We start from the raw sequence: 23,779 nt of genomic DNA on the forward strand, positions 1-23,779 counted from the left end.
GATATAGCTGCTTTTTCAAAGCAGGACACGGACTACAATTTCCGACACGTCGGAATGTAGCATCCGCGCCAGCGGGGGCTTGTAAAACAAATATAACTCTCCCTAAATCCCTCTCTCAAAGAGAGGGACTTGAGAGCGTAAAACGGATGAAAGGACAAAGGAATCGAACAAAGTAGCGTACCTATGGCACGCTTATAATGTGGTGGTTGGCATTGTTACCAAACTTAAATCCCTACGGGATATTTTAAAAATATGAATAATAGAAATACTTGTAGGGGCGAAAAATCTTTCGCCCGATAAGAAAGAAAACAAAAGAATATTACCCGTAAAGCGGACTCGAATAGATTAAAGAATCAAGAGCCAAGAATCAAGATAAAAGAAATAAGAATAAGGAAAAAGATGAAAGGTGAAAGGGAAAAGTATAAAGTTGCACTACTCCCCCTCGTTTGTAACGAGGGGTTAAATGGGGATTACGTTTAAAACGTAAAACAACAACCCTCTCTCCCCAAATGGCGCAAGTTTAGCGTAGTGTAACTTGTGTCGAAAACAAATGCAGTTTAAAACTGCAAAAAACATAGTCACAAGTCACAGACTTGCGCCAAATATGGGCGGACTTGAATAGATTAAAGAATCAAGAGCCAAGAATCAAGATAAAAGAAATAAGAATGAGAAAAAAGGTGAAAGGAAAAAGTATAAAGTTGCTTTATTGCTTCTTATCTCTAACTTGTAACTCGTAACTCGTAACTCGTAACTCGTAACTCGTAACTATTAACTTGTAACTAATTAATAACTAATAATTAAACATTAATAACTAATAATTATCAACATGAACAGAAAACAATTTTTTCGCCAGACATTAATTTTCGTCTGTATTTTTCAATTTTCGTTTTTCATTTTTAGTGCAAAAGCACAGGTAACTATCGGTAGCGATGCAGCCCCTAATGCGGGTGCTTTGCTCGATTTGAAGGACAACAGCAATGGTACGTCTACCAAAGGCTTTCAGCTTCCTCGTGTTGCGCTTACCAGCTTAACATCCTTGTCGCCTTGCTATAGCGGTACGGATGATACTGAAATTGCCAATCACAAGGGCTTGCAAGTGTATAATACCAATACCACCATTGGCGAGGGAGTATATACTTGGGACGGTGCATATTGGGGAAGTGCTAATGTAGACGAGGTTATACGAATAGGCTGGGCGGCTTCGACAGAAGAAACCGATTTGTTTAAATTTGGGTCTTATACTGCCGAAAAAACAGGAGTATATTTGGCAATGCTGAGTTTTGGTATAGTAGAGTCATCTTTGCAGAGTGGAATGTCTTATTTGCGTTTTCAGGCGCACGATAATGGAAACAATGTATTGTTTAATTCACACATCCGTATTTCCATAGACTCAACCGGCCGTTCGTATGGACAGTCATTTTTGCTTGTAACAATGAATAGAGGCGAGACGTTGAATTTTTGTGCAAATATAGGAATGCAGATGAAATTTAATTCATCAGGAGGATATAACTGGTTGAGAATAGTTCGCCTTTAGAGTAAAAAATCCGTCCGACAGGTTTTGCCTGTTGGACGGATTGAAATATAATAAAGAGTGATATTAACGCTTTAGTTGAAATGGTACAGGAAAACCACGTTTGCCTCTAAGGCCGGTTTCTTATTGTCTTTTATCTCCATCACTACCTCTATTTCGGCCTTAGCCACTCCGCGTAGGTTTACCAGCGATTTCAGTTTGGCTTTCAGCCTTATTTCGTCGTTCACCTTCACCGCCTGCATGAAACGGAGCTTTTCGATGCCGTAATTTACCGTCATTTTCAGGTTGTTCACCTCTATAATCTGGCTCCACAGGTAAGGGAGTATGGATAAATTGAGATAGCCATGAGAAATAGTCGATTTGAAAGGGCTTTCTTCCTTAGCCCGTTCCTCGTCTACGTGTATCCACTGAAAATCAAGTGTAGCTTCTGCAAATTTATTAATTTGCTCTTGGGTGATTTTGTGATACTCGGAAGTACCCAGCTCTTTGCCTGTGTATTGTGCAAAATCATCGTAACTATTTATCACTAACTTGCTCATGGATTGTTTCTCTTAAAGTTAAAAAATGACACAATTCTTTGAAATTTGTGCAAAAATAATGGTTTTTATTTTGTTTGCAAATAAATTCGGAGAATGTTTGCCTAAAAAATGTATTTTTGTATAAACACCATTAACGGAGTATTTGTTTATGAAAAAATTAGTTGTTCTGACGGGTGCCGGTATGAGTGCCGAAAGTGGTATCAGTACTTTCAGGGATGCCGGAGGGCTTTGGGAAAAATACCCTGTAGAAGAAGTAGCTACACCCGAAGGCTGGCAGAAGAATCCCGCTTTGGTGCTTGATTTTTACAACCAGCGCAGAAAACAACTGCTTGATTCGAAGCCCAACGAGGGGCATAAGCAATTGGTGGAACTGGAAAAGTATTTTGATATTCACATAGTGACGCAAAACGTTGACAACCTGCATGAGCGTGCAGGAAGCAGCAAGGTACTGCATTTGCATGGCGAATTGATGAAGGTGCGCTCCACAGGCTACGGGCAGGAGGTATTTGACGTGGATAAAGCTAAGCCCGAAATAAACGTAGGCGATTTATGCCCGAAAGGTTATCAGCTCAGGCCGCATATTGTATGGTTTGGCGAGTCTGTGCCCGAAATAGAAAATGCTGCCGAAATTGTTTCGCAGACCGATGTGTTGGTCATTATCGGTACTTCGCTACAAGTGTACCCCGCTGCCGGGCTGGTGAATTATGCAAAACGTGGCATTCCCGTTTTCCTTATCGATCCCAATGAGGTGGCGGTAAACAATGATGTGCATATTATCCGTAAAGGAGCTTCGGAAGGTATATGGGAGTTGGCAAAAATACTTTTGGAATTGTAGAACTTCGAGAGGATATTACAGTCCGGTAATCATGGATGCAGGTACGATACGATGGATATAAACCAGATCGGCATGTGTTGTGTAAATTATTGCCATCCGCTTATAATTAATACGCCGTACGTTAGTTCCATATTGTAAAAGCGAGCGACGTGTTTGTATGGTATAGCTTTCGGGTGAGCGTTTTAGGTCGTTAATTACCTCTCTCAATCCGCGCATATATTTTTCGGCGGTCAGAGGCATTTTGTATGTGTACATTATCGTATCCGATAAATTGCGCATATCGGTATATGCTTGTTCTGTAAATTCAAGCCTATACATTTTACCTGATATTAATCTTTACTCCATAGTGTTCGGACATCCGGTTTTCTACCATTTCCCAAACTTCATCTTCACTATATGTTTTACCGGATATCTCAGGCGGTAGAGGGTATTCTATCTTCACATTCTTTTTATGCTTTTCCAACTCACGGACAATTTTGCGTCCTGCCGGAGTTGATATGTCGATATGTGCTATTACTTCATTGTTCATTATGTAATCTCCTTTAGGTACAAATATAATACTTTATTTTGGAGTCTGTTTAAATTCAGCTCCGAATATTTAAACAGGCTCCAAATAGATATTTTGTCATTCTCAGTCTATTCCGATTTCAACCCCTTTATCGCTCCACTGAATGAAATAGGGTCGCGCTGAAATGAATTTACTTTAATAAGCGAACTTCCATCGTTAAAGACGTTCATCATAATATCATAATTATAATCAGGGGTATCCACCTTGAAGCGAATGTCCCATCCATCATTCTTTTTGTTTGGAGCGATAGAATATTCTTTCATCGGTTCGGCAAACTTAATGCCTCCCTTGCCACCGCCATAAGGAGCACGGCTAACCACTCCATAATATGGAAGATAGGCAAAGGCCGAGTCGTTCTTTATCCTCAGGTCGTAGTCGAAGTTTAAGTAAATCTGCTTTCCTCGCATTGGGTTGGCATAATTTACTCCGATGGTGTAGTCCTTTGCATTAATTTTTTGAGTAACCTCGTTAAGTCTTTCGAGGTTGGTTTTTACCGATGAACATGCCACTGTAGCCAGCAAAACAAATACGGATAGGCTAGCCTTGATTATTGTTTTCATATCACTCCTCTTTTCTGTTTTAATATTGAACGCTTGTATGTTTATTGTCTTGATTATCTTGTATTAATAACAATGCTTTTACAGCCCGTTTTGTTCTGAAAACAACATGAAAAAACGCTACAATAATTTTGCCAAAACCGCTTGCGAAGAGTTAATTAAATCTATAGGTGAAATCTTAATCTGCAACCCGCGTTGTCCGGCACTCACATAGATAAAACCGTATAGCATACAGGTGTCGTGAATGTAGGTAGGAAAATGTTTTTTCATACCGATAGGCGAGCATGCACCACGTATATATCCTGTAACTGCGAGTAAGTCCTTCATCAGGATAAGATTGCAGTTTTTGTTTCCCGATGCTTTTGCGGCCAGTTTAAGGTCGAGTTCTTCCGCACCGGGAATGATACATACGAAATACCCCGTTTTATCCCCTTTCAGCACCAGCGTTTTGAAAACCTGCTCTATCGGTTCATTCAGTTGCTCGGCAACGTGTATTGCACTCAAATCCGATTCGTCCACCTCATAGGGTATAAGCTCATAAGCTATCTTGTTTTTATCGAGCAGGCGTGCGGCGTTGGTTTTATTTATTTTCATTTTTTTCTTGTTGCAGATATTCGTGATAAGTAGTACAAAATTATGAAAATATCCTGTATTGCTTGCTGCAATATCGGTTATTAAAAGTTTGAGATTTTATACTTGAGCCAAATGCAGGAAATAAAATGTGTTTTTAATCCGATAAAAATAAAATAATGATTGGTGCAAGTTGTGTTACACTAAACTTGTGCCGGTGCAGGGTAAAAGAGAAAGGAAAAGAAGGCTATCCCAAATCTATTTTGAAACAGCCTTCATTCTTTTTGTTTGTTATTCTGGCGTTAGTTATTCGGCTTTATTTATAATGTGTATGATTTTACCATTATTAGTGTCTTTTTCCAGTTCCACCAATGCGCCGTCTACAAATGTGAGTTTGTAAATACCATTATCCGCCGCTTTGTACCCTATTACGTACGCTCCGGTTCCCATTTTTATTATTTCATAGTCTTTTCCCAGTTTGGAGACTACTTTTTTCTTACTCATCCCAACCGAAACCTTTCGCATATTCCTGTCCAACGTGCTGATGTCCTTTTGCGACGAACAGGCAAAGCAAATGAGAGTAATTAGTATAAAAACGGTCTTTTTCATATCTGATGAAATTTACAAATTGGGAAAAACGGGTCTAATAACTTTCATTTTCGTTGGGGAAGTCGTTGCCTTTCACATCCTGTATATAGTGTTGTGTAGCTTCGGTCATGATGGTATTCAGGTCGGCGTAGCGTCGCAGGAACTTAGGCGAGAAGTCCTTGTTTATTCCCATCATATCGTGTATTACCAGTACTTGCCCGTCTACACCTCCGCCTGCACCTATACCGATTACAGGGATTTTTACCTGTTGGGCTATGCGTGTAGCAAGTTTAGCAGGGATTTTTTCCAATACAATCCCAAAAGCTCCAAGCTCTTCCATCAGCAGGCAATCGTCAATCAGTTTTTTAGCTTCCTTATCCTCTTTTGCACGGATGGTATATGTGCCGTATTTATTGATAGATTGTGGCATAAGCCCCAGATGCGACATAACGGGGATACCCGCGTCAATTATCTTTTTCACATCTTCCTGTATCTCTTTTCCCCCTTCTATTTTAAGAGCGTCGGCACCTGTTTCCTGCATGATGCGGATAGCTGCTTCGAGCGATTTCAGAGGATTGCCCGAACACGTGCCAAAAGGCATGTCCACAATGACTAATGCTCTCTTGGTGGCGTTTACTACCGATTTTGCATGGTAAATCATTTGGTCGAGGGTAATGGGCAGGGTTGTTACATTTCCTACCATGGTATTGGAGGCCGAGTCGCCTACCAGTATCGAGTCTATTCCGGCTTCGTCCACTATTTTTGCCATAGAGTAGTCATAGGCCGTAAGCATGCTTATTTTTTCTCCACGTTCTTTCATCTCCATAAGGCGATGAGTGGTCACTTTTCTTTTATCTTCAGTATAGGTTGACATGATTAAATAATTTAAGGTGCAAATGTAGATAAACCTATTTGATAAACAAAAGGTTTGTTCGTGGTATTTGTGATATAAGGTCTACATATATAAAATTGCATGAGCTTATATGGAACATATTGTTTTGAGTGTAATAAATTGATTATCAATATGTTTGCGTTGTTTTATTTCAGACTTTGTATTTGGCGCATTTTTTTGACTTGTATCAATACTCTTTTGCAGTTTTAAACTACATTTGTCATCAGCACAAGTTACGCTATGCTAAACTTGCGTCAATCATCGGTCGCCTGTCTTGCCTTTCAGGCAAAGTATAGTTGGGTAGCTGTTGCCGCAAGCTGCGCTCCGCTTGCATGCGGTATCCGATACATCGGACTGTTCCATATACAAATACTGTCTTTCAGGCAGAAACATACTTTTTAAAACACCTCCTATTTGTTTTTAGAGCCTATATTTAAGTAGGGGTTACGCTACGTTAAACTTGTACCGGACTTGGGAGGTATTGGCAATCAAACAAATAGGCGTAAAGCGGACTATAGCCGCTATACGCCAAGTAAAATACATCCACTCTGTAAAGTCTGTTTATTCCGTGTGCTTATGAGATTTGTTACAAACTGATTTTGAATCCTGCATAGATAGTTCGTGGCAAGGTAGGGCCGTAAATGTACGAAGGGTCGCGGTCCATTCCTTCATCAAAGTCGCTTTGGTAAGAGTTGAATACGTTTTTCACACCGCCATACAGTTGTGCTATTACGCCGCTTCCGAGGCTGAAATTGTAATGAAGTTTCAATCCCGCATCGAAGAAATTGTTTGAAGGACGCAATTCCCCTTCCTCTGGATTTTGGAGCTCAGTTCCGAAATAAGGAACAAGCATCTTTCCGGTGTAGTTCCCGTTTGCAGACACTCCGAAACGTGGTGTGATGTCCCAGTCCAGCGTGAAGAAGCCATAAGCGTTTGGAGTGCGGAAAAATTTTGTTTCGCCGAATGTATCATCCGCTTCGCCATATTTGCTCGATTGTACTGTAAACCCGCTTGTGAAAGTGAGGTCTTTCACAGGGATGAGTTTCAGTTCAATATTCATCCCTTTTACTACCGCGCCCGATTCCGAATTCATACGGGTATAAACAACCGTTCCGTTTTCGTCAGGCTCGCCTATCTCATTGCGGAAAGGGTTGTGAAGCTGGGTGTAGAAGCCTTCGATTAACAAACCTGTGCTTACATTCCCTATACGCTTGTTGAAATCTAACGATAGTGTGAAGCTTGAGCTGTTCTCCTGTTTCAGATTGGGGTCGTTCCGGTTTATTACCTGGCGCGAGCCTGATGTCTCGATGTGTAAATCCTCGTCGAAAATCTGCGGTGCACGGTAGCCCGACGAGTATCCTAAACGGGCTTGCAGATACGGCAACACATCATACATAACACTGGCACGGGGAATGAACACGAAGTTCGATTTCGGGTCGTCGTCGCTTTGCTTGTCCTCTATGTTGTAATAGTCCAGACGCCCTCCGGCAAGCAGTTTGAATTTACCCAGTTTTATCTCGTATTGTGCAAAAGCCCCTGTAGTGGTAAGCGACTGGTCTGACACGATTGTATTCGGCTTGTGGGGCACTTCCACTATTTCATTGTTTTCTATCACCGCGTTTTCATAGTCGGGGGAACCTAATTTTTTATCAATCAGGTGCGAGCCTGTGTGCTCCACTCCACCTATCAGCGACGAGCGGTTGAAAGCGGCTTTGTACTGTACGCCCAGATTATAGGTTTTGTCAACGGTGTTTCCGTAGTCGCTCAACGAATAGTTTGCTCCATAATACGAATCGCGGTTGAGGTATTGCCCTGATGCAAATACGGATAGAATATCGCTTTCGCGGAAGAATTGTTCAAATGTCAGCGCACCGGTTTTCATATCGTGCGAAACGGATTCGGATACTCTGCGCTCATGGTATGGTTTATCTACATCGCTTCCTCCGTCGCGCGACTCTGCTATATTAAAGAAGTCCAACGATAATTTGCTACGGTATGTCGGGCGGTGAAACAGACGTGCGCCGAATACGGTATTTTTCATAGGCGCGATTTCCGAAAACTCATCTCCATTGGCATCAAATATGCCTCTGTCGCGCGTATTACCGTATACGGCCAGTCCGCTGCGGCGGTCTTCCGTTACCAGCGATGCGCTGAAGTTGATGTTATAGTCGGGCGTAGGGCCGTTAGAGCCTTTTACTCCCACTCCCATAAGCGAAGCGTTTGCTCCGGCTTCGAACGAGTTTGATTTAGGGTCTTTCAGTATCAGGTTGATTGTTCCCGCAATGGCGTTTGAGCCGTACAGTACCGAGCCTCCGCCACGTACCACCTCGATGCGTTCGAGCATATTGGCAGGGATAAGCTCAAGCCCGTACACTCCTGCCAACCCGCTGAAAATAGGGCGGCTGTTTATCAGAATTTGTGAATAATGTCCTTCCATCCCGTTCATGCGTACTTGCGAGAATCCGCAGTTTTGGCAATCATTTTCGTATCGCAATCCGGTACAGAAATTCAGCCCCTCGCCCAATACTACCGAGTGGGTTGTTTCAAGTCTTTTTGTACTTATGGTGTTTACCATTACAGGGGCTTCCATGCGTTTCTGCTCGGTACGCCCGGCTGTTACAATTACTTCATCCAGTTTCAACACATCTTCTTCCACATCAAAGTTTACCTCGATTGACGTGTTATGCTGTATTTCTACAGCTTTTTCTACAGTTACATATCCTATCCCTTCGGCAGCTATAGTAAACTTGCCTACAGGCAGGTTGGAGAGCATGTAATGCCCTGTGGCATCGGTAGTAGTGCCAATGGTGGTGTTTCTGATTATTATGTTGATAAACGGCACGTGTTGTCCGGTTTTTTTGTCGATAACATGCCCTGATATATGAGAGTCTACTGCTTTTTCGGCAACGACACCGGAAATAGCGATTGATAAGAATAATATGATGGTAAATAATTTCTTTGTCATAATGATATGGTTATATTTTGGTGAATATACTTTATAAGTGTTATGCAGAATGAGACTACTCTGTATAAATAAGCTATCATGTTTAGCGCAAGTCTGTGACTTGTGCTTGTTTTTTTAAAAACTGCATTTGTCTTTTTCGGCATAAGTTACGCTACGCTAAACTTGCGCCGGTGTAAGTGTTAGAAAAGATAATGGGAAAAATCAACGCATTGCTTCCGCGCGAATTTTTCGCGTGGTAGGATAAAAGATACCACACGATACAATGGTGCGGCAACGTGATGTAAATCAGCAGAATGATGGTGGGGGACGGCAGAAAAGAAACCGGTAGTATTTGTCGAGTGAGATGTTTTGTGCCTTATTGCTGACCGAAAGTATAGCACACAGAAAAAATACGGTTAAAGCCGAAGTGAAGAAAGAATTAGTTGCATTGAAGTGGGAAATCTGCTGAATAAGCTGGCATGTGCCCGATGAGTGCTGATGTTCGTTGCTTTTGTGGTACGGATGCGAGTGGATAATGGTTTTTCCCTCGATGTAATGAGCATGCACAAAACCTGTAATGCTTATGTAGTAAGCAAGGAACAATACAAAAGGAATCCATTTATTTATATGTTTCGGCAGGTGTTTCAACGCATTTCTCTTTTTCAGGGGCAAAGATATTATTTTTATTTTAACTACGATATAACTATTTTTAGGTATTGTTAGGCGTAACGTGGATTTTAAGTCTAAGCTTTCCTGTATTGTCGGTATGATTGTATCATGTGGCTATCACCTCACCCCTGCCCCTCTCCTTGAGGAGAGGGGTGAGATTACTAACGATTGCTATATTTTATCGCTGGCGCGGACTTGTAGTCCGTGTCCTGCTCGGAGAGCAGGCATTGCCACCCTGTTGCGTACCTACAGCACGCTGGCTGTTTTATGAATATTTTATTACCAAACTTACACACCTAACGGCGTGCATATGTCTGAATTTTAATTTTCCTACTCCCATGTTTAGCGCAAGTCTGTGACTTGTGCTTGTTTTTTTCAAACTGCCTTTGTTTTCGGCACAAGTTGCGCTTCGCTAAACTTGCGCCAACGGAGGTCAGCAGAGCGGGGATGGGAGATAGTTTGTTAATTTTTTTTCGTAATGTAAAATAAGGTAATAAGGTGGGTTTACTCCTACTTGTATAATTACTAAGGTTTCCCAATGAGATGCTTGATAAAAACCTTATTTTCAGCTAATAACCTTAGTAGCTGATACAGTCAGCCAATAATAACCTTATTACCTTGTTTTGGGCGGTAATAATTTGATAGTAGCAAAATTGATTATTTTACTTTTTCTGCCTTTGTTTTCGGCACAAGTTGCGCTTCGCTAAACTTGCGCCAACGGAGGTCAGCAGAGCGGGGATGGGAGATGGTTTGTTAATTTTTTTATTTCAATAAGATTTGTAAGTGTAAATAGTTTTGGCATAATGGTTTTATTTATACCTTTGCGCCCTGTAAAAATTAATATGTGTTAAAAACATGAAAAGAAAATTTATTTTATTTTTGGCCTGTGCATTGTTTCTTAATGCAAACTTGTTTTCGCAAGAACGTGTAAAGGCGTTCAGCCATCTTTCAGTAGGGGTAGAAGCAGGTACTACCGGATTTGGTTTAAACGTAGCCACTACGCTGAGTAAGAATTTTGCGTTAAGAGGGGGCATTGTTATGCTGCCGCTATCTTATAGTACAGGGTTTGATATGGATTTCGACCAGTCTACCCTGGATTTGATTGACCAAACAATTGCAGATTATCCTGTTGTAGGAACTGTGCTGCAAAGCAAAGGTTTGCCTACCACAAGTGCCGAAATTGAGACAGAACTTAATGCAACAGCTAAATTAGGATTGATAAACGGTAAGCTGCTTGTAGATTATTATCCTTGGGCAAAAGCATCGTTCCACCTTACTACCGGTCTGTACTTTGGCTCTAACCATCTTATTAAAGTAGAAGGAGGTTTTGCTGACCAAACATCAGAAATAATTGATGTGCTGGAGGAGTATAAGGATGTAACGGGTGTATATTTCGACCGGATGAAAATTATAGAAGGCTATAATATCGATATCCGCGATATGAAGAAAGTAGATGCGAGCATTGGTATTAACGCTTTGAAACCTTATATTGGCTTAGGATTCGGCAGGGCTGTACCTCTAAACCGTGTTGGCGTACAATTTGACCTTGGCGGATTTTTTCACGGAACTCCGGCACTTACAAGCCAAAACGCAGAAGTTCAACGACTGATGAATGCGGAACTGAGCGGAGATATAATAGATATAATGGAAAAAATTAAATTCTATCCTGTATTATCACTCAAGATTGTTTGCAGGATATTTTAAATAAATAACATGAATATAATAAAAAAGCCGTGAATTTTTCACGGCTTTTTTGTTATACCTCTTCTCTTCTTTTATTGTATTTGTTTGCAAAGTATTTGTATGTAATATCTCAGATAAAAAAGCTATTTTTGTAGGCATATTGAATAGTGATTATATGAAAAAGAAAGTTTTATTTATAGACCGTGACGGTACAATCATAGTGGAGCCTCAGGACACTTATCAGGTGGATACGCTGGAGCAGATAGAGTTTCTGCCACAGGTTATTCGCAACCTGTATTTCATCCGCCATAAGCTTGATTTCGAGTGGGCGCTGGTTACCAATCAGGATGGCTTGGGAACTGACGTATACCCACAGGAAAATTTTGACCGTGTGCAAGCCAAATTCCTGCAAACGCTGAAAAACGAGGATATTGAATTTGATAAAATATTTATAGATAAATCGTTCCCCGAAGATAACCTGCCTACCCGCAAACCCGGTACGGCAATGCTTACTGAGTATTTCAGCGATGCGTATGATTTGTCCGGCTCGTTTGTTATAGGCGACCGCTATACCGATGTGGAGTTGGCTAAAAACTTAGGATGTAAAGGTATTTTTATAAGCAGTGATGAGAATATACTGAAAGAAAAAAATCTGGAAGAGTATTGCGCATTGCAAACTACTGACTGGAACAGAATCACGGAATTTCTGTTTGCAGGGGAGCGCACAGCTACTATAGTACGTAAAACTAAGGAAACGGATATTGCTATTGAACTGAATGTAGATGGCTCGGGCAAATGCGAGATAGATACGGGATTGAAGTTTTTCGACCATATGTTGGAGCAGATAGGTAAACACTCCGGAAGTGACCTGAAAATACATGTAAAAGGCGATTTGCAGGTAGATGAACACCACACTATCGAGGATACCGCTATTGCACTTGGCGAGGCTTTTCTTAAGGTGCTGGGCGACAAACGCGGGATAGAACGTTATGGGTTTACCCTGCCAATGGACGATTGCCTGTGCTCGGTTGCGCTGGATTTTGGCGGGCGTCCGTGGCTGGTGTACGATGTTGCTTTCAGGCGCGAATATACGGGTGATGTGCCTACCGAAATGTGGCTGCACTTTTTCAAATCGTTCAGCGATTCGGCTAAGATGAACCTGAATATAAAAGCCGAAGGCGATAACGAACACCACAAAATAGAGGGTGTTTTTAAGGCATTGGCAAAGGCTATAAAAATGGCTGTAAAACGTGATGTTTATCAATATCACCTGCCAAGTACTAAGGGGGTGTTGTAGGTAGAACCAAGATTCAAGAAGCCCCCTCTGGCTCCCCCGAAGGGGGAGGACAAGGAAATGATTAGTCAAGAATCAAGACTTAGAGTTTGCCTAAATTTAAAACAAATACCCCATATTTAGCGCAAGTTTGGGACTTGTGGATATATATTTTTGCATTTAAAAAAACACCTGATTCAAAAAATATTTAGATGAAAAAATAATGCAGCAAGATAAAATCTTAAAATTTTTCAGGCAAAAGCCTCCCCTTTGGGGAGGCTTGGTGGGGCTGTTTTTCCTTTCTGTAGTTTCTGCAGCGGCGCAGCCTGTAGCAGAAAAGCCGAAGCTGGTTGTCGGTATTATGGTTGATGGATTGCAGCAGGAGCATATTAATTCGTTTTGGAATTATTTTGAGCAGGACGGGCTGAAAGCGGTAATAGCCAATGGTAGTTCCTTCCATCAGATACAGTACAACATTGTATCGGCAGGGAATGCCGCCGATGTGGCTACGTTTGTTACAGGCTCTACTCCTGCTTATCATGGCATAACGGGAAACAGCTATTTCAATAAAACCCGAAAGCAGGAGGAATCCGTGTTGTTTGATGTCAGTCAGGTAGGAATAGGCACTTCGCATAGTTATTCGGCTCATAGGCTGCTTGCCAGCACTATTGTGGACGAGCTTATGCTTTCTACTGCGGGCAACTCAAAATCGTATGCCGTGGCTATCGACCCCGAAACCGCCATTATGATGGGTGGCCATACGGCGAAAAGCGTGACATGGATTGACGATGTTTTCCTGAGTTGGGTTACCACGGGATACTATGCCGATGGGCTTTCGTCGTATGCCGACCAGATGAATGTGGATAAAACCTTTGCCAGAATAGCGGGCGCTAAATGGAGTCCCCTTTTCCCCACAAACTCGTATGTGTGGAATAACAAAACGCTTGTCCGCCCTTTTGAGTATGTGCCCGCTGTGCGTAAAAAAGGGTCGTCTCAAACCCTGCTTAGAAATACGCCTGCTGCCAACACACTCGTCACGGAGCTTGCCATGAAACTTATTAAGGAGGAACAGCTTGGCTCGGATGATTATACGGATATGCTGATGCTGCAATACACTGTACGCACTCCGAATGAGCAGTTCTCGTCCGTAAAATCAATAGAAAAGGAAGATATGTACCTCCGGCTCGATAAGGAGGTAAAGCGTCTGCTGGAGACAATCAGTCAGGAAGCGGGATTGGATAATACCTTAGTCGTTGTTTTCTCGAATAAATCGGGCGCTCATACTCCGGCGGAACTGGGTGAAAATAAGATACCCGCAGGCTATTTCAATGCTACCCGTTCAGTTGCTTTACTCAACACGTACCTGATGGCAATATATGGGCAGGAAAGGTGGGTTGAAGGCTATTTTGGAAAAAACATTTTTCTCGACAGGCAAAAAATCGAGGCAAAGAAACTTAACCTTAATGAGGTGCAGCAACTTGCGGCTGATTTTATGGTGGAGTTTGAAGGTATACGCTCGGCTTATACCGTCAACCAAATAAGAAACCAACCGGCATCGGGCGATGCCGATGCTGTCAATATACGTAACTCGTATCATAAAAACAGCGGTGGAGATGTGGTTATCTCACTGCTCCCGGGCTGGCTGGAGGTTGATAACCTGAACAATCCGATAGGCGAAACCACCAGTACCAACAGCGATATTCCGGTCTACTTTTATGGATGGAAAATACCGAAGCACAAAAGCAATAAATCTTATAATATTACAGATGTATCCCCTACGCTGGCTGCTATATTAGGCATCCCTTTTCCGAATGCGTGTATTGGGAATCCGATAGAGGAGGTGCTGAAATAGAGGCAAGGAGTAAGAGGTAAGGAGTAAAAAAATACTATATAATCATGAACTATAATTTTGACGAAATAATAGATCGCCGCAATACCGATAGCTATAAATACGACAAGTGTAAGGAAGTATTCGGAACAGACGACATCCTCCCCATGTGGGTTGCCGATATGGATTTCCGTACTCCGCAGTTTGTTTTTGATGCTATTTACAGGCGGTGCGAGCATCCTGTTTTGGGTTATACCTCTATTTCTAAAGATTATTTTTCGGTCATTTCCGCATGGATAAATAAACAGCACCAATGGCAAACGGAGGAAGAGTGGATGGGTTTCATGCCCGGCATTGTGCCCGGACTTTCGTTCGCGGTGCAGGCGTATACTGATGCCGATGCCGAGGTTATCGTTCAGCCTCCGGTGTATCATCCGTTCATGTATTCGGTGCAGAAAAACGGGCGGAAACTGGTTTATAATCCATTGAAGGTTGCTGATGGCCGCTTTGAGATGGATTTTGATGATTTGGAAAGTAAAATCACTCCTAAAACCAAACTGTTGCTGCTTTGCAACCCGCACAATCCCGGAGGGTGTGTTTGGGATAAAGATACGCTTGTACGACTGGCTGAGATTTGTGCCAAGCATAACATTGTGGTCATTTCGGACGAGATACATGCTGATATGGCATTGCCCGGATATAAACACATTCCTTTTGCGTCGGTGTCCGAAACTGCGAAAAACATTGCGGTTACTTACATGGCGCCGAGCAAAACTTTTAATATGCCTGCGCTCATCGCTTCTTATTATGTGATTTCGAATCCGGAATTGAGGGATAAGCTGAAACGTTTTCTTGAAAGAAACGACGTGGCAAACGGCAATGTGTTTGCCTACGAAGCTACTAAAGCTGTCTATTTGCAGGGTGACGAGTGGCGCAAACAAATGCTGGCGTATGTACAGGGTAATGTTGACTATATGGTTGATTTTTTAGCTAAACACGTACCTCAGATAAAACCTATGATACCCGAAGCCTCGTTTTTGGTTTTTCTGAACTGCAAGGGTTTGGAGATGGGCGGAGACGATTTGCAAAAATTCTTTGTGCAGAATGTTAAAATAGGAATGAACGACGGGCGTATGTTCGGGCCGGGAGGCGAGGGGTATATGCGCATGAATGTGGCTTGCCCGCGTAGTACGGTAGAAGAAGCTATGAACAGAATAAAGAATGCTTTAAGTTAAAAAAAATAATTTTTATATCTTTGGGCTTTTTAATAGCCTTAAATAAACAGCTATGGATGTACGTATCGAGCAATCGTGGAAAAATGTTCTACAACCGGAATTTGACAAACCTTATTTTGAACAGCTAACTGCATTTGTTCGCAGCGAGTATCAGACAAAGCAGATTTTTCCTCCGGCAAACCTTATTTTCAATGCGTTCGACCAATGCCCTTTCGACGATGTAAAGGTTGTTATCCTTGGGCAAGACCCTTATCATGGGGTAGGGCAGGCGCATGGGCTGTGTTTCTCGGTAAATGATGGTATTAAATTCCCTCCGTCGTTAGTCAATATTTTCAAAGAGATAGAAGCCGAGTATGGCAAGCCTGCTCCTGCCAGCGGCAATCTTATACGTTGGGCACAGCAGGGAGTGCTGCTGCTCAATGCTACGCTTACTGTTCAGGCTCATCAGGCCGGTTCGCATCAGGGGCATGGCTGGGAGCAGTTTACCGATGCGGTTATCCGCATCCTTTCGGAGCAAAAACAGAACCTTGTTTTTATACTTTGGGGCGCGTACGCGCAGAACAAAGCCTCTTTTGTCGACAATAACAAGCATCTGGTATTGCAGTCGGCACATCCTTCGCCGTTTTCCGTTCACCGCGGGTTTTTTGGTAACAATCATTTTGTACTGACAAACAATTATCTGAAAGAGCAAGGACTGAAAGAGATTGACTGGTAGGTTTGTTTTACTGTTAAAATTTTGTATTAACATTTTTAAGCCCTTACTTTTGTTCCTGTATTTCAAAAGAAAAAGATGCTTGCCTCTAATAAAATATTCTTGAATAATAATGCTTTTGCAGACGTTAAAAAGTTTGTGAGTAGTGTTATTTTATTAGAGAGAGAGAGAGAGAGAGAGAGAGAGAGAGAGAGAGAGAGAGACTAAACCATTTACCATTCAGCTATTTACCATTTACTATTTCCGTAAATGGGTATCATTTTTTACCATTCCTTTTTTTCTCTTATTCCATTTTATTTCTTTACTTCCTTTTATTCCCTTACTCCTTTGTTCTTTTATATCCAACTATTATAGGGCGAAAAATCTTTCGCCCCTACCGTTATTTGTTTTCCCTTGTTTTCTATTCATACGTAATGAATGTTGGTTGTGTGTTTCACAGAGCCGCACGGAGTCATTCACGGAGTTTCACAGAGTATTATTATTTACCTCTGCGTTACCCCGTGTTCTTCTTTGTGTGGGTCTGTGGGATATTATTCCGTATAGCGGCTTTCAGTCCGCTTTACGGATAAAAGGGAAGACGGGTGAAATGATAAAGGAATCGAATAAAGTAGCGTACCTACGGCACGCTTGTAATGAGGTGGCTTGNAATGAGGTGGCTTGTACTGTTACCAAACTTAAATCCCTACGGGATATTTTAAAAATATGAATGATGGATAACAAATGTAGGGGTGAAACATCTTTCGCCCGAATAAAAAGAGAACAAAAGAATATTACCCGTAAAGCGGACTTGAAGCCGCTATACGGGCGGGAGCAGGCTCGAATAGATTAAAGAATCAAGAGCCAAGAATCAAGATAAAAGAAATAAGAATGAGGAAAAAGGTGAAAGGGAAAAGTATAAAGTTACTTACTTCTTATCTCTAACTTATAACTAATAATTAAACATTAATAACTAACAATTAATAATTAAACATTATCAACTCATGAACAGAAAACAATTATTACGGCAGGCGTTTATTTTAGTCTGCATTTTTCAATTTTCAGTTTTTATTTTCAGTACAAAAGCACAAGTAACGATTGGTGCGGATGCTTCTCCTAACACCAATGCGGTATTAGATTTAAGGGCAAATTATGAAACGGGTAAATATGGAGGGTTGCTTTTACCCCGGGTTGCACTCCGGGCAGTCAATAATGCTTATCCTTTAACAGCCCATGTGCAAGGCATGGTGGTATATAACACTGCTAATGCGGGAAGTAACGAGAATTCGGTAACTCCCGGAGTTTATTACAATAATGGTAGTAAGTGGATTCGTCAGCAGGAAACAACCCAGCAAGACAACCGCATGGTAGTGTTTATAAACAAAACCAGTCCTAATGTATCAGGTGCGTTATTCGACGATGTTCCTCCTACCAATGAGGATGGAACGCCTAACGCGGAATTTAGCAATGATGACACCTTGAAAGCAAAGACCAACTATCTTTATACTGCTACGAATGGGTCAATCTGGATTTATAATGGAAGTACGTATATAACCTATACCCAACCGGCATCAACTGCATGGTATAAATCAGGAACCACGATTGATGCCGGAACTGATAAAACAGGAGGAATCAGCCGTTCGGGAGGTGTTGGCATTGGTACATCAGCTAGCGGGCTCAACTCTTTGAATGTGCTTTTTGATACCAGCGTATCAACTTCGGCAATTAATTATGTACAGGGTGCACGTATTGCCTCATTTAGTCAGATTAATTCAAATACTACTCATTATCAGGTGGGAGCAAGCGTTCAGGCTTTTCAGCATATATTGTCATCTTCTAATACCAATTCCGGATATTTAATCGGACAGTTTGTCCAAACCTTCAGAACAGAAGCAAAAGCAAATTTAGGAATCTTGCAATCAATGGAGGGAAACCGTATCCATTTTGGACATGGTGGTAATAATATCGGGAAAACTTATTACGCTTATGGTATAAGTATGATACCCTATGTAAATTCCGGTACTATTGAAAATATTTATGACATTTACCTTGCAAACTACGTAGGTGCTGGTACGGCCGTAAATAAATATGGTGTGGTGGTGAAGGGAACCACTAAAAAAAGTATTTTCGAAGGTGTTATTAAATTAGGTACTGATGGTGGAGAGCCGGGCCTGAACGGGGTTATCCGTTATAATGCAGGTCTTAAGAAATTTCAGGGATATATTGATGGAACATGGGTGAATTTTCACTAAATTGGTATAAATAAGGTGTTTATACCAAATCAGCATTGACCTATATTATTTAAACTCTTTCTTCATTTCCGTTTTGTGAAGAAAGAGTTTTTTGTGCTGTAGTTCACGGATTTATACAGTTTCTTATCTATTCAGCTTCTTTCGGCGGTTTTCGCGACCAATATGTTGATATTGTAAGCCCCGATACAATGTGCCATATTCCCCACCATGCAGTAACGAAAAGCATCCCCCCGATTGCCAAATCGGGTGAGAATATCTTGGGATTGAAAAGAAGTACCAGCCCAAGCCCCGAGTTTTGTATCCCTGTCTCAATAGTCATGGTTCGCCTGTTTCGGTCGGGTTGTTTGAAAAGCGTTGCTACGCTGTAACCTGTGGTAAGCGCTACGAGGTTATGTACCAAAACGATAATAAAGATATAATGTATGTAATTGGTAAAAAGTTTCCAGTTGTTGGCAAACATGATTGCTACCAGTGCAATGAAGAATATGATTGACAGGTATTGCAGTGGTTTTTTAAGCCTTGCGGCTATTCTGGGCAGGTAGCGGGTGCAAAGTATTCCGAGTACAACGGGGATTCCAAGAATGATAAAAACCGTTTCGAACATCTGCCCGAACTCAATTTCCAGAGGTTGTAGCAGCTCGGCACGGTTGCTGATAAACCTGACGTACAGCCCTCCCCAGAATGAAAAATTGAATGGGGTCATAAATATAGCCAACCCGGTAGATATGGCAGTTAAGGTGACGGAAAGCTCCGTGTTACCTTTGGAGAGCGATGTCATAAAGTTTGATATATTCCCTCCGGGGCATGCTGCTACCAGAATCATACCCATAGCTACTGTGGGGGTAATAACCTTGCTGAAAGCAAGTACAAGAAGAAAAGTAATGAGAGGTAATGCAACGAATTGGAGCGCCAGCCCGAGTACTACCGGTTTTGGAGATAAAACCAGTTTTTTGAACTGGCTGGCACGAATGCCCAAAGCCACCCCAAACATGATAAATGCCAAAACAAAGTTGAGGATATATGATTGGGAAAAATTAATCCGTATGCTATCTAATTGTAATAATGATTCGTACATATTGTATTTATTTGGAAAAACAAGCGACAAACTTACATAAAAAAATGGATTTATTTATCCTTTTAATTTATAAACTTACTTAGCTTTGTTAAGCTTGCGCCAATGGGGGTTTTATCCCCGTGCAAATACCATTTTATTTTCGGTTGAAAGCATACTGTTGTACCAGTATCCTTCGGTGTCAAATCCTTTCAGGTCTTCCACCTTTTCGATGTGGTTTTGTAGTATGTAGCGTACCATCATACCACGCGCTTTTTTTGTGTAAACTGTAATCGGTTTGTAACCGTTTTCCCTGCTTTCGATAAAATCGAAGTCGATAACTTTAGCGGATAAGTCCTTGTGTCGAATAGACTTGTAGTATTCATTGGATGCCAGATTAAGAAGCACTTCGGGTTTGCCCGACTTGCGGATAGCTTCGTTTATCGATTTGCTTATTTTCTGTTGCCAAAAGGCATACAGGTCTTTCCCCGCCGGGTTTTTTAGTTTGGTAGCCATTTCCAAGCGGTAAGGCTCTATTAAATCCAAAGGACGCAGCACACCGTAAAGCCCCGAAATAATTCGCAAATGGTTTTGTGCGTACTCAAGGTCAGTTTCAGTAAGTGAGTTTGCATCCAATCCGCGATAGGCTTCGCCATTGTAAGCCAGTATTGCCTGTTTGGCATTTTCGGGGCTATGGTTTACATCCCAATTATAGTAGCTGTCGGAGGAGTTTCGGGCAATATCCTTATTCACTTTCAGTAACGACTCAAGCTGCTTTGCCGAAAGGGGTTGCAAAAGGTTTATCAGTTCTTCGGCTTGTTTCAAGTACTCAGGCATCGTGTATTTGCCGGTAATTTGTTGCGGTTTGAAGCTTTGTATCTTGGCCGGAGATAATATCGCTAACATAGTATTCTTGTTTTTTGAGAATGTAAACTATCCTTTTTGCAGTAGAAACAATCAAATAAATGAAATAGTTTTTTAAAGCCCGTTGTATTTACAAAAACAGAAAGTGTTTGCCGGAACCGTCCGGCAAACACCATTTTCCGAAGTATCTGTAAATTGTTTGAACTTCATTGGCGCAAGTCTGTGACTTGTGCTGATAATTCCATTTCTTTTTGAAGTTACAAACTGCTTGTGTTGTTAAGCACAAGTTACGCTTCGCTAAAACTTGCGCCAATAATATTGTAAATGAAGAAAGTGTTCACCATCGAATCCGGTAAACACTTTCCACTATTTGATTTTCAGAAAAATTATTTTCCTTGTTCCAGCAATAAAGTTTTGCTTGGTTGGTCGCATACTTCCGTTGGCCCATAATATTGGATAGGTCCCGGATAGATGTAGCTCAGTTTGTCATCAGCCCAGCTTTTGCGGTACTTTTCGAAGTATTTGAAAGGTGCTCCGTCAAGACGTACCAACGCTTTCTGAATCACAGGTTTCATTTTACCGTGGCGGCGTTCCATGTTCATCATCATGGTGATTGGCACACCTCCGGCAATCCACTCGTCGGCAGGGGCGGTAAGGTTGCGTACCGACGACATATAGCCTGTTTTTCCTTCCGAAATAAGTATCGAAGCTGTGTATCCTAACGAGTAAGTATAATCAGCGTCAAAGTTTGAAGGTATGGCACAACGTCCTTCGTATCCGAAGAAATGGTTGATTGAGGCAAATTTGCCTTTGTATTTACCTTCTGCTTTCAGCATGGCCAAACGTTTTGCCACCATCTCAATCAATAGCTTTTCGGTTTCGATAAGTGATACTTGTACGTTGCCGTGTGGGTCGCGGTCCAGTGTAAGCTGGCGTGCAATGCCTTTTGGCAAGCTACGGTACACCTGACAGCTATCAGGGCTCAACAATCCTTTTACATATTGGCGTTTTTCATCTTCAGTTTGCAATGCGTTGAAATCGTCGTTGTGAGCCAGCAGGTCGTTTAGTTCCGAGATTAATTTTTTCATTGCAGGGATGAATTCTATCAAACCTTCGGGAATCAGTACTGTTCCGAAGTTTAATCCAGTATCGGCACGCTGAACGATAACCTGTACTATTTCTTCTACTACATCGTTCAAAGTCTGGTTTTTAGCCTCTACTTCTTCTGATATGATACAGATATTTGGCTGGCTTTGCAATGCGCACTCTAATGCGATATGCGAGGCCGAACGTCCCATCAGGCGGATAAAGTGCCAGTATTTTTTAGCCGAGTTTGCGTCGCGTTGTATATTACCGATTAGTTCTGAGTAAACTTTACATGCAGTGTCGAATCCGAAAGATGTTTCAATCATTTCGTTTTTCAGGTCGCCGTCGATGGTTTTAGGGCAGCCTATAACCTGAATACCGTGTTTCTTTTGCACATAGTATTCGGCCAGCACACATGCGTTTGTGTTCGAGTCATCACCACCTATAATTACAATAGCGTTGATACCTAATTTTTTACAAATTTCGGCTCCTTTTTCGTATTGTTCCTCTTCTTCCAGTTTTGTACGTCCCGACCCAATAATGTCGAAACCTCCTGTATTGCGGTATTCGTCAATTATGGTATCGGTAAGTTCTACGTAGTCGTGGTCTACCAGTCCGCTTGGGCCGTTCTTAAAACCGTATAATTTGTTTTTAGGATTTAATGCTTTCAAGCCGTCATACAATCCGGATATAACATTGTGTCCGCCCGGAGCTTGTCCGCCCGAAAGTATAACTCCTACACCTACTACAGGATATTCTTTTGCATTACCATTTTCGAATGTGATAAGCGGCATCCCATAGGTATTTGGGAATAATTTTTTTATGTCTTCCTGATCGGCTACAGACTGTGTTGCAGCACCTTCTTTCAGTACAACGCTTCCTTTCAGTGCAGCCGGCATTTTAGGCTGATAACTGCTCCTTGCGATTTGCAGAGGGCTTTTAGTCATTAATTCCATGTTTTGTAATAGTTTGATTTTAAAATATATAGTTTGATTTTTTTCAAGTCGCAAAATTAGTCATTTTCATTGAAAAATGAAAGCGTTATTTATTTGCCTGCGGTCAAAATAATCTACGGTCTACAGTTTACGATAATCTGCTGATTGTAGATAATAGGCTTGTTGACTAATAGTCCTAAATCAAGCCTGCCTGTGCAAGCAAGTGTTCCATTTCCAGTTGTACCTTTGTAGCTTCGGTACGTGCTGCCTGTGCATAATCATTTTCCGACGAGGCGTAAATAATCTGGCGCGACGAGTTTACCAGCAGTCCGCAGGTGTCGTTCATTCCATATTTAGCCACTTCTTGCAGGCTGCCGCCTTGTGCTCCTACTCCGGGAACAAGCAGAAAGTGGTTCGGAACAATTTTCCGTATATCGGTCAGCATTTCGGCTTTAGTTGCACCCACTACGTACATCATGTTTTCGTCGTTTCCCCATTGCTGCGACATACGGAGCACGGTTTCGAACAGACGTTCGCCTGTTTCGCCCGATTTGACAAACTGAAAGTCGAAAGCTCCTTTGTTTGAAGTGAGTGCAAGCAGGATAACCCATTTGTCGTCATAGGTAAGGAACGGAGTAACCGAATCTTCGCCCATATAAGGGGCTACCGTAACGGCATCGAAATTCATATTGCCGAAAAACGTACGCGCATACATTGCCGATGTATTGCCGATGTCTCCGCGCTTGGCATCGGCTATGATAAATTGGTCGGGGTAAGTGGTGCGGATATAGTCTACTGTGCGCTCCAGTATTTCCCAACCTTCCAGCCCTATACTTTCGTAAAAAGCCAGATTAGGCTTATAGGCAACGCACAAGTCGGCTGTAGCGTCTATAATAGCTTTGTTGAACTCAAAAATGGGGTCTTCCGTTTCGTCGAACAGGTGTTCGGGAATTTTATTAACGTCGGTATCCAACCCTACACAGAGGAATGATTTCTTACGCCGGATGTTTTCAAAAAGTTGTTGCTTATCCATATGTTATAGTTGTTAGCTACAAGCTACGAGCTACGAGTCCGTAACTTATGTGTTTTAATTTATTGATTTTTACAAGAATTTTATCTAACAATACAAGTTCTGTTTTCTTCAAACGCCGCAGGCGTGAGATTATGCATAACCGTGGGTGTAGCGAAGCG

Annotated in this window: 22 protein-coding genes; 9 read left to right on the plus strand and 13 right to left on the minus strand. The window is 41.8% G+C overall.

What is annotated here, in order from left to right; translation table 11 throughout:
• Positions 1–826 precede the first annotated feature (826 nt).
• Positions 827–1,534 (plus strand): hypothetical protein, encoded by a 708-nt coding sequence (locus D0T49_RS00550; RefSeq protein ID WP_163628600.1) that lies wholly within the window; start codon positions 827–829, stop codon positions 1,532–1,534.
• Positions 1,535–1,605: 71 nt separating this feature from the next.
• Here the strand turns inward: D0T49_RS00550 and D0T49_RS00555 are convergent, their stop codons facing one another.
• Positions 1,606–2,070, minus strand: coding sequence for a MaoC family dehydratase (locus D0T49_RS00555; RefSeq protein WP_163628602.1), 465 nt, complete (start codon positions 2,068–2,070; stop codon positions 1,606–1,608).
• Positions 2,071–2,218: 148 nt separating this feature from the next.
• On the opposite strand from D0T49_RS00555, the gene D0T49_RS00560 reads away from it, so the two are divergent.
• The gene (locus tag D0T49_RS00560) at positions 2,219–2,905 is read left to right on the plus strand and encodes an NAD-dependent deacylase (protein WP_163628604.1); all 687 of its coding nucleotides are present in this window, start codon (positions 2,219–2,221) and stop codon (positions 2,903–2,905) included.
• A 15-nt stretch (positions 2,906–2,920) separates the two neighbouring features.
• Here D0T49_RS00560 and D0T49_RS00565 read toward each other — a convergent pair whose 3' ends face one another.
• The 8 genes from D0T49_RS00565 to D0T49_RS00600 all read right to left on the minus strand — a co-directional run bounded on the left by D0T49_RS00565 (position 2,921) and on the right by D0T49_RS00600 (position 9,672).
• Positions 2,921–3,223, minus strand: a complete 303-nt coding sequence (locus tag D0T49_RS00565; protein ID WP_163628606.1) for a type II toxin-antitoxin system RelE/ParE family toxin — start codon at positions 3,221–3,223, stop codon at positions 2,921–2,923.
• A 1-nt stretch (position 3,224) separates the two neighbouring features.
• Complete coding sequence (locus D0T49_RS00570; protein ID WP_163628608.1) at positions 3,225–3,434, minus strand: hypothetical protein; 210 nt, start codon at positions 3,432–3,434, stop codon at positions 3,225–3,227.
• Positions 3,435–3,541: 107 nt separating this feature from the next.
• Positions 3,542–4,033 carry a DUF4251 domain-containing protein gene (locus D0T49_RS00575; protein WP_163628610.1) on the minus strand — a complete coding sequence of 164 codons (492 nt, stop codon included), beginning with the start codon at positions 4,031–4,033 and terminating at the stop codon, positions 3,542–3,544.
• A gap of 117 nt (positions 4,034–4,150) precedes the next feature.
• On the minus strand, positions 4,151–4,624 hold the full coding sequence (gene ybaK, locus D0T49_RS00580) for a Cys-tRNA(Pro) deacylase (RefSeq protein WP_163628612.1): 474 nt from the start codon (positions 4,622–4,624) through the stop codon (positions 4,151–4,153).
• 282 nt (positions 4,625–4,906) lie between these two features.
• Positions 4,907–5,209 carry a hypothetical protein gene (locus D0T49_RS00585; RefSeq protein ID WP_163628614.1) on the minus strand — a complete coding sequence of 101 codons (303 nt, stop codon included), beginning with the start codon at positions 5,207–5,209 and terminating at the stop codon, positions 4,907–4,909.
• Between the two features lie 34 nt (positions 5,210–5,243).
• Positions 5,244–6,062, minus strand: coding sequence for a 3-methyl-2-oxobutanoate hydroxymethyltransferase (gene panB / locus D0T49_RS00590; RefSeq protein WP_163628616.1), 819 nt, complete (start codon positions 6,060–6,062; stop codon positions 5,244–5,246).
• 604 nt (positions 6,063–6,666) lie between these two features.
• The gene (locus D0T49_RS00595) at positions 6,667–9,045 is read right to left on the minus strand and encodes a TonB-dependent receptor (protein ID WP_163628618.1); all 2,379 of its coding nucleotides are present in this window, start codon (positions 9,043–9,045) and stop codon (positions 6,667–6,669) included.
• Between the two features lie 285 nt (positions 9,046–9,330).
• Positions 9,331–9,672, minus strand: a complete 342-nt coding sequence (locus tag D0T49_RS00600) for a hypothetical protein (protein WP_163628620.1) — start codon at positions 9,670–9,672, stop codon at positions 9,331–9,333.
• 118 nt (positions 9,673–9,790) lie between these two features.
• On the opposite strand from D0T49_RS00600, the gene D0T49_RS00605 reads away from it, so the two are divergent.
• The 7 genes from D0T49_RS00605 (at position 9,791) to D0T49_RS00635 (ending at position 18,652) form a co-directional block, all read left to right on the plus strand.
• Positions 9,791–9,964, plus strand: a complete 174-nt coding sequence (locus D0T49_RS00605) for a hypothetical protein (RefSeq protein ID WP_163628622.1) — start codon at positions 9,791–9,793, stop codon at positions 9,962–9,964.
• Positions 9,965–10,548: 584 nt separating this feature from the next.
• Entirely contained in the window at positions 10,549–11,397 is an 849-nt protein-coding gene (locus tag D0T49_RS00610) for a hypothetical protein (RefSeq protein ID WP_163628624.1), read from the plus strand.
• 154 nt (positions 11,398–11,551) lie between these two features.
• Positions 11,552–12,673 carry a bifunctional histidinol-phosphatase/imidazoleglycerol-phosphate dehydratase HisB gene (gene hisB, locus D0T49_RS00615; RefSeq protein ID WP_163628626.1) on the plus strand — a complete coding sequence of 374 codons (1,122 nt, stop codon included), beginning with the start codon at positions 11,552–11,554 and terminating at the stop codon, positions 12,671–12,673.
• Between the two features lie 199 nt (positions 12,674–12,872).
• Positions 12,873–14,501: an alkaline phosphatase family protein gene (locus tag D0T49_RS00620; RefSeq protein WP_163628628.1), complete on the plus strand. Its 1,629-nt coding sequence runs from the start codon at positions 12,873–12,875 to the stop codon at positions 14,499–14,501.
• Between the two features lie 44 nt (positions 14,502–14,545).
• Positions 14,546–15,712, plus strand: coding sequence for a MalY/PatB family protein (locus tag D0T49_RS00625; protein ID WP_203583397.1), 1,167 nt, complete (start codon positions 14,546–14,548; stop codon positions 15,710–15,712).
• Between the two features lie 52 nt (positions 15,713–15,764).
• The gene (ung, locus tag D0T49_RS00630) at positions 15,765–16,427 is read left to right on the plus strand and encodes a uracil-DNA glycosylase (RefSeq protein WP_163628630.1); all 663 of its coding nucleotides are present in this window, start codon (positions 15,765–15,767) and stop codon (positions 16,425–16,427) included.
• A 977-nt stretch (positions 16,428–17,404) separates the two neighbouring features.
• Positions 17,405–18,652, plus strand: coding sequence for a hypothetical protein (locus tag D0T49_RS00635; protein ID WP_163628632.1), 1,248 nt, complete (start codon positions 17,405–17,407; stop codon positions 18,650–18,652).
• 127 nt (positions 18,653–18,779) lie between these two features.
• Here D0T49_RS00635 and D0T49_RS00640 read toward each other — a convergent pair whose 3' ends face one another.
• The 4 genes from D0T49_RS00640 to pyrF all read right to left on the minus strand — a co-directional run bounded on the left by D0T49_RS00640 (position 18,780) and on the right by pyrF (position 23,621).
• Complete coding sequence (locus tag D0T49_RS00640) at positions 18,780–19,727, minus strand: bile acid:sodium symporter family protein (protein ID WP_163628633.1); 948 nt, start codon at positions 19,725–19,727, stop codon at positions 18,780–18,782.
• A gap of 111 nt (positions 19,728–19,838) precedes the next feature.
• Positions 19,839–20,609, minus strand: coding sequence for a peroxide stress protein YaaA (gene yaaA / locus D0T49_RS00645; protein WP_163628635.1), 771 nt, complete (start codon positions 20,607–20,609; stop codon positions 19,839–19,841).
• A gap of 344 nt (positions 20,610–20,953) precedes the next feature.
• Positions 20,954–22,609, minus strand: a complete 1,656-nt coding sequence (locus tag D0T49_RS00650) for a diphosphate--fructose-6-phosphate 1-phosphotransferase (RefSeq protein ID WP_370519552.1) — start codon at positions 22,607–22,609, stop codon at positions 20,954–20,956.
• A gap of 175 nt (positions 22,610–22,784) precedes the next feature.
• Positions 22,785–23,621 (minus strand): orotidine-5'-phosphate decarboxylase, encoded by an 837-nt coding sequence (gene pyrF, locus D0T49_RS00655; RefSeq protein WP_163628639.1) that lies wholly within the window; start codon positions 23,619–23,621, stop codon positions 22,785–22,787.
• Positions 23,622–23,779 lie beyond the last annotated feature (158 nt).

The organism is Paludibacter sp. 221 (assembly GCF_010501035.1).
In the GTDB taxonomy this organism is placed as follows: Bacteria; Bacteroidota; Bacteroidia; order Bacteroidales; family Paludibacteraceae; genus QVMH01.